Source organism: uncultured Mucilaginibacter sp., from assembly GCF_903913935.1.
Taxonomy (GTDB): Bacteria; Bacteroidota; Bacteroidia; order Sphingobacteriales; family Sphingobacteriaceae; genus Mucilaginibacter.
Map to the genome: position 1 here is coordinate 1 of NZ_CAIWNH010000552.1, position 5,020 is coordinate 5,020.

Sequence of the window (5,020 nt, forward strand, 5' to 3'; positions counted from 1 at the left end):
TCTAAAAAATGGCGCAAATACTCCAATTTAGGTAATAAAGCCTTTTACATATTGTTTGGTCAATTCTTCTTTCGGGTTTTGCAAGATCTCGTTAGTGGGGCCTGCTTCAATGATCTTGCCCATGTATACAAAGATGATATGATCAGAGATCCTTGCCGCCTGGCGTAGAATGTGTGTTACGAGCACGATGGTGTACTTTTCTTTTAACTGCACAAACAGGTCTTCAATAATATGGGTAGATACAGGGTCAAGCGCCGAGGTGGATTCATCACCCAAAATAATTTCGGGGCCCACGGCCAAACCACGCGCCAGGCACAACCGTTGTTGCTGGCCGATAGATAAACGTGTGGCCGAAGCATGCAACCTGTCTTTTACTTCTTCCCATAAACCCGTTGCTTTTAGCTGCTTTTCCACCAGCTCATCCAAGTCGTGCTTTTTGCGGGTGCCATGGATGCGGGGCCCGTAAGCCACATTATCATAAATAGACATCGGCAAGGGATAAGGGCGCTGAGAAAGCAATCCCATTTTTTGGCGGATGTGGGTTACTTCCACATCAGGGGCGTAAATATTTTCGCCATCCACCAGTACTTTGCCGGTGATCTTTACATCTGCCGAATTATCGAGTAAACGGTTAAATGTTTTAAGTAATGTAGTTTTTCCGCAGCCTGACGGACCGATAATAGAGGTGACTTTTTTATCAGGGATATCAATATTGATATCCTTTAAAATATGCTGGTTGCCAATATGGACATTTAATTGCTGAACACTTATAAGAGATTTGTTGTCCATTAGATTTTATGTTTGAAAAAATTCTTGATCAATGCTTCCGATAAAACGGTGATTATTAAAACGACGATGGTGAGCACCAGGGCCGAGGCATAACCACGCCCCTGCACTTCTTCAACCGGGCTGCTTAACTGGAAAAATATAGCTAACGGCAGGGTAGCTGCTGGTTCATGTAGCGATGTGGGGATATTATCGCTGAAACCGGCTGTAAACAGTACCGATGCCACATCGCCAATGGCACGGCCGAATGATAACAATATCGCTGTAAATATTCCCGGCCTGATCTGCCTTAATACCACTTTGGCCATTTCCCAGCGGGTTGAGCCGAGGGATAGGGCAGCGTCGCGCAATTCCAGTGGTACGGTGCGGATCACTTCGTCGAGCGTACGAACTAAAATGGGGATAACCAGCAGGGTAACCGCAATGATGCCGCCTAAAAGTGAAGCCCTCAAACCAAAATAAACCATGATCAAAAAGCCAAAGGCGCCATAAACGATAGACGGGATACCAAACAGCACGTCAAATGCCATTCGCAGGGTATTTTTTAAAAATGTTTTGCCATCCATATACATGTTGATGTAAATGGCTACCGGTATGCTGATCAGCAAACCCAACACGGTGGCTCCACCGGCTATATACATAGAGCCGATGATAGCGTTTAATATGCCACCTTCTTTACCGATATAAAAACCGCCGCCAGGCGTTTTGGTGATCATATCGAGGTTCATATAGGGTGCCCCTTTATAAAATATGGTACCCACGATAAGGAAAAAGCTACCTGCCACAAATATTGTTGCCAGTACCATTAATACCCTGAAAAACAATTCTTCAAATTTTCTACGTTTCATGTGGCAAGTTTCCTTTCAAGGCGGGCAAGAATAACCCTGGATATTAAATTGAACAGCAGGATAATAATAAAAAGTAACAATGCGGCAAACATCAGCACCGAGTCGTACATGGGGATGGAAAGCATTTCGCCGTAGTTGTTAGCGATGAGCGCAGGCAGGGGATAACCCGGATCAAAAACCGAATGCGGTACGGCAGCATTGTTACCGCAAACCATCAGCACCGCAATAGTTTCGCCAAAGGACCTTGATATAGCCAGCACCAGTGCTGCAATAATGCCGGGAAGCGCTTTGCGCAATATTACTTTGCGCGTTGTCTCCCATTTGGTAGCGCCTAAGGAGAGGGAGGCATCCCGAAGGTCCTGCGGGATAGTGCGCAATACTTCAGTAATAATGCTCACAATTAATGGGAAGATCATTACTGCCAACACAATACCGCCTGCCAAAACGCTATAGCCTGTTGAGAAAGCCACAAAATGAGGCGCGATATGATCCTGGATCAACGGAATAATAAACAGCACCCCCCAAACTCCGAAAATTACCGGCGGGATACCCGAAAGTAAGTTAACAAATGGGGTAAGTATTTTCCTGATCCGAGCCGGTGCGTATTCGTTAATATACAAGGCCGTAAGCAGGCAAAGTGGCAACGCTATAATTATAGAAATAGCTGTAACCCATAAAGTACCCATTATGAACGGGTAAAAGCCGAATAAACCTTTCAGCGGTTTCCATACGCTGGTAGTCAACAGGTCGGAAAGTGATAATTTGTGCAGTATCGGAATAGAATGGTAATACAACCCTATACCGATGACGAATAATACCGAAACTGATGCCAGCGTTAATACCAGCATCAGTTTCGACATGAATCTATCTTTGAATAGTCTTAGTTTATACATATTGTTCCTGGTTCATGGTTGATAGCTCATGGTTCATCCTCAGTTTGATTGGCAAATTCATTTAATCCTCGAAATGTACCGCCATGAACAATGAACCATGAGCTATGAACTTTTTAATCTACCTTTTTCAGCTCCTCCTGTATTTTTGCTGCTGACAGGGCGATATAACCACTTTCATCTACATCTTTCTGGCCGGTGGTTAACACGAACTTTACAAACGCAACGATCTCCTTTTTCTTTGGTTTACCTTTAAAAAGGAAACCCAGGTTGCGGGCAGGGGGAGAGGGATATTTCCCGGCGCCAATAGCATCTGTTAACTGATCAATAGTATCATAAAAATTTTCTTCGGGGTCAATTTTTCCGTTACCGTTTACATCAATCGGTAAGGCATGCACACCGGCCACCTGTTTGCGGGTTTTTAAGTCGTACAGGTAGGCAAGGTTATTAAAACCGATAGCAGTAACATCTTTTTTAACAGCCTGAGCAAGGCCCGGATCGCCATAAACGCCGACGCCCAACAGGTCCTCCTGCTTTTTGCCGAAATATTTAGCCCAGGTTTCTGCTGCTCCTGCGGCATCAGAGCGGGTGTAAACATGTATTGGTACATCTACTTTACCTGCAACCTGTTTCCAGTTTTTAATGTTGCCGCTCACAAAAATGTCACTAAATTGCCCTTTCTTAACACCTTTTGCCAAAATAGCAGCAGCATTGGGGTTAGCGGTATTAAATGTTGGCACCACTGCATCTTTTGTTACATAAATGGTGTAAGCGCCTTTTTTTACTTCGGCTGGATCAATATCCCGTGATGCTAATCCGATATCGACTAATCCTGATAGTGCATCAGTAATCCCTTTTCCTGCGCCACCGGCAGAAATATTAAAAGTTACTTTAGGGTGCAGTTTTTTAAATTCATCGGCCCATTTAACAGTGATAGGGTACAGGGCAAATGCTCCTGATATGCTTATTGTTCCTTCAAGGTCATCTGACACTGGTTTAGGGGGAACCGGCTTAACAAACGAAGAAACTAATAAAGCGGCAACGATCAATACAGGCACCAATTGCCATTTTAATAATATCTTTTTCATGGTTGTTTATTTAAAAAGCTAATTGTAATTGCACTTCAAGGATGTCGTTTTTAACCTGTACTGCGGTTTCTTCACGGCGGTCAAGGTAATCAACGGTAAGTCTTGCCCAATTGTTAAAGAAGTAGTTTACGCCACCGGTATATATCTTGGTACGGTCTGTTGGTGTTGTTTTATTGGGATCGTACGTATCATATTTAGCGGCAATCTGTAATTTTTTAGGAACGATAAAGTAGGCAGCCTGCGCAAAGTAGCCATCTCTTTTGATTGATCCATCTGTACCTTTGTCATATTCAGCCTGTACCGAAAACGGCCCGATCACATAGCGTGCATCGAAGCCGCCGCGGTTGCGTTTTTGATTTTTTGCAGGTGTACCATAATTGGCAACGCCATTATAAAAATTACCTGAAACAATTAAACCTGTAACCGGATGGATGCTTAACCTTCCTGCAATATCTTTATTGTAGTTGTTATCACCTGTAACATCATAACCTGCGCCGTTAAATACGCCGAATGTATAGTCAAAAAGGTAGTTATTATCTATTTTAGCAAAGCTACCGTTGATCTGCAGGCCTATGTCGCGACCCTGCTGGTTACCTGGCGTAACCGAAATAACATCTTTGGAGCGTCCAACCAGCGCTTCAACAACCTGTGAGCGATCGATAAATTCAAGCTGCGCATCTGAGGTTAGGCTTTCAAGCGAAAAAGGGATTTTGAATTGCCCTGCCGAAACTTTTAATATATCGCCGAATTTATAGGCGGTGTAGGCATCAACCAGTTTTACACCGGAGCCGCCTAGCTCTGTTTGCGTGTAGTACGACCAATTGTCTGTTACATTGCCTGATACAATCAAACGGATGCGGCGAAGATCAAATCCATTGTTTGAACTTACCTGCTGAAAAGCCTGGTAACGTTCCTGTAATAGCCCGCTGATCTGTAAAGCTTTAGTACCCACTGAGATCACATGCTCCTTATCTTTTTTAGCCTGCGCTTTAATGGCTTCATCTGAGCGGATAGAGTCGGCTTCCTGTTGGCTGATCACATGTTTTTTCAAAAGGACGTTGATAACGTCATCGTTCTGCTGCGCCTTAGCAAAAATTGAGGTGAATAATATACTCAGTAGGAGTAGTGTTCTGGTTAGGTAACGTTGTTTCATGGTGTTGAGTTTAATATATAAGGATTTTAAATTGTTTAAAGTGTTGCGTAGGGGTTTGTTCTTTGTAAAGCTGATGTGTTACAAATAACAGCTGGGTTTAAAAGCGCTATAGATATGGTCTATTTTCATTAATTTATCATTTTATTATTATTCTATTGCTCCCACTGCATCTACTTTACCTACTACATCCACAATTCCTATTATTTTGATAGGCGTAAAAGTATGTAAATATTTTTTATCTGCAATATTTTTTAA

General features: G+C 43.0%; 5 protein-coding genes. All 5 read right to left on the minus strand.

Annotated elements, in window-relative coordinates; genetic code table 11:
- Positions 1 to 27: 27 nt before the first annotated feature.
- The 5 genes from QZY09_RS22255 to QZY09_RS22275 all read right to left on the minus strand — a co-directional run bounded on the left by QZY09_RS22255 (position 28) and on the right by QZY09_RS22275 (position 4,765).
- The gene (locus QZY09_RS22255; RefSeq protein WP_295676283.1) at positions 28 to 789 is read right to left on the minus strand and encodes a phosphate ABC transporter ATP-binding protein; all 762 of its coding nucleotides are present in this window, start codon (positions 787 to 789) and stop codon (positions 28 to 30) included.
- The gene (pstA, locus tag QZY09_RS22260; RefSeq protein WP_295676286.1) at positions 789 to 1,634 is read right to left on the minus strand and encodes a phosphate ABC transporter permease PstA; all 846 of its coding nucleotides are present in this window, start codon (positions 1,632 to 1,634) and stop codon (positions 789 to 791) included. The genes QZY09_RS22255 and pstA overlap by 1 nt, the downstream gene beginning before the upstream one ends.
- Positions 1,631 to 2,527: a phosphate ABC transporter permease subunit PstC gene (gene pstC / locus QZY09_RS22265; RefSeq protein ID WP_295676288.1), complete on the minus strand. Its 897-nt coding sequence runs from the start codon at positions 2,525 to 2,527 to the stop codon at positions 1,631 to 1,633. The genes pstA and pstC overlap by 4 nt, the downstream gene beginning before the upstream one ends.
- A gap of 113 nt (positions 2,528 to 2,640) precedes the next feature.
- Positions 2,641 to 3,612 carry a substrate-binding domain-containing protein gene (locus tag QZY09_RS22270; protein WP_295676290.1) on the minus strand — a complete coding sequence of 324 codons (972 nt, stop codon included), beginning with the start codon at positions 3,610 to 3,612 and terminating at the stop codon, positions 2,641 to 2,643.
- 10 nt (positions 3,613 to 3,622) lie between these two features.
- Positions 3,623 to 4,765 (minus strand): porin, encoded by a 1,143-nt coding sequence (locus tag QZY09_RS22275; protein WP_295676292.1) that lies wholly within the window; start codon positions 4,763 to 4,765, stop codon positions 3,623 to 3,625.
- Positions 4,766 to 5,020: the final 255 nt, after the last annotated feature.

What these genes read in the sequence shown, in the direction of transcription:
- pstC (WP_295676288.1), bottom strand. Translation starts at nt 2,527, where the DNA reads ATGTATAAACTAAGACTATTCAAAGATAGATTCATGTCGAAACTGATG.
- QZY09_RS22275 (WP_295676292.1), bottom strand. Translation starts at nt 4,765, where the DNA reads ATGAAACAACGTTACCTAACCAGAACACTACTCCTACTGAGTATATTA.
- QZY09_RS22270 (WP_295676290.1), bottom strand. Translation starts at nt 3,612, where the DNA reads ATGAAAAAGATATTATTAAAATGGCAATTGGTGCCTGTATTGATCGTT.
- QZY09_RS22255 (WP_295676283.1), bottom strand. Translation starts at nt 789, where the DNA reads ATGGACAACAAATCTCTTATAAGTGTTCAGCAATTAAATGTCCATATT.
- pstA (WP_295676286.1), bottom strand. Translation starts at nt 1,634, where the DNA reads ATGAAACGTAGAAAATTTGAAGAATTGTTTTTCAGGGTATTAATGGTA.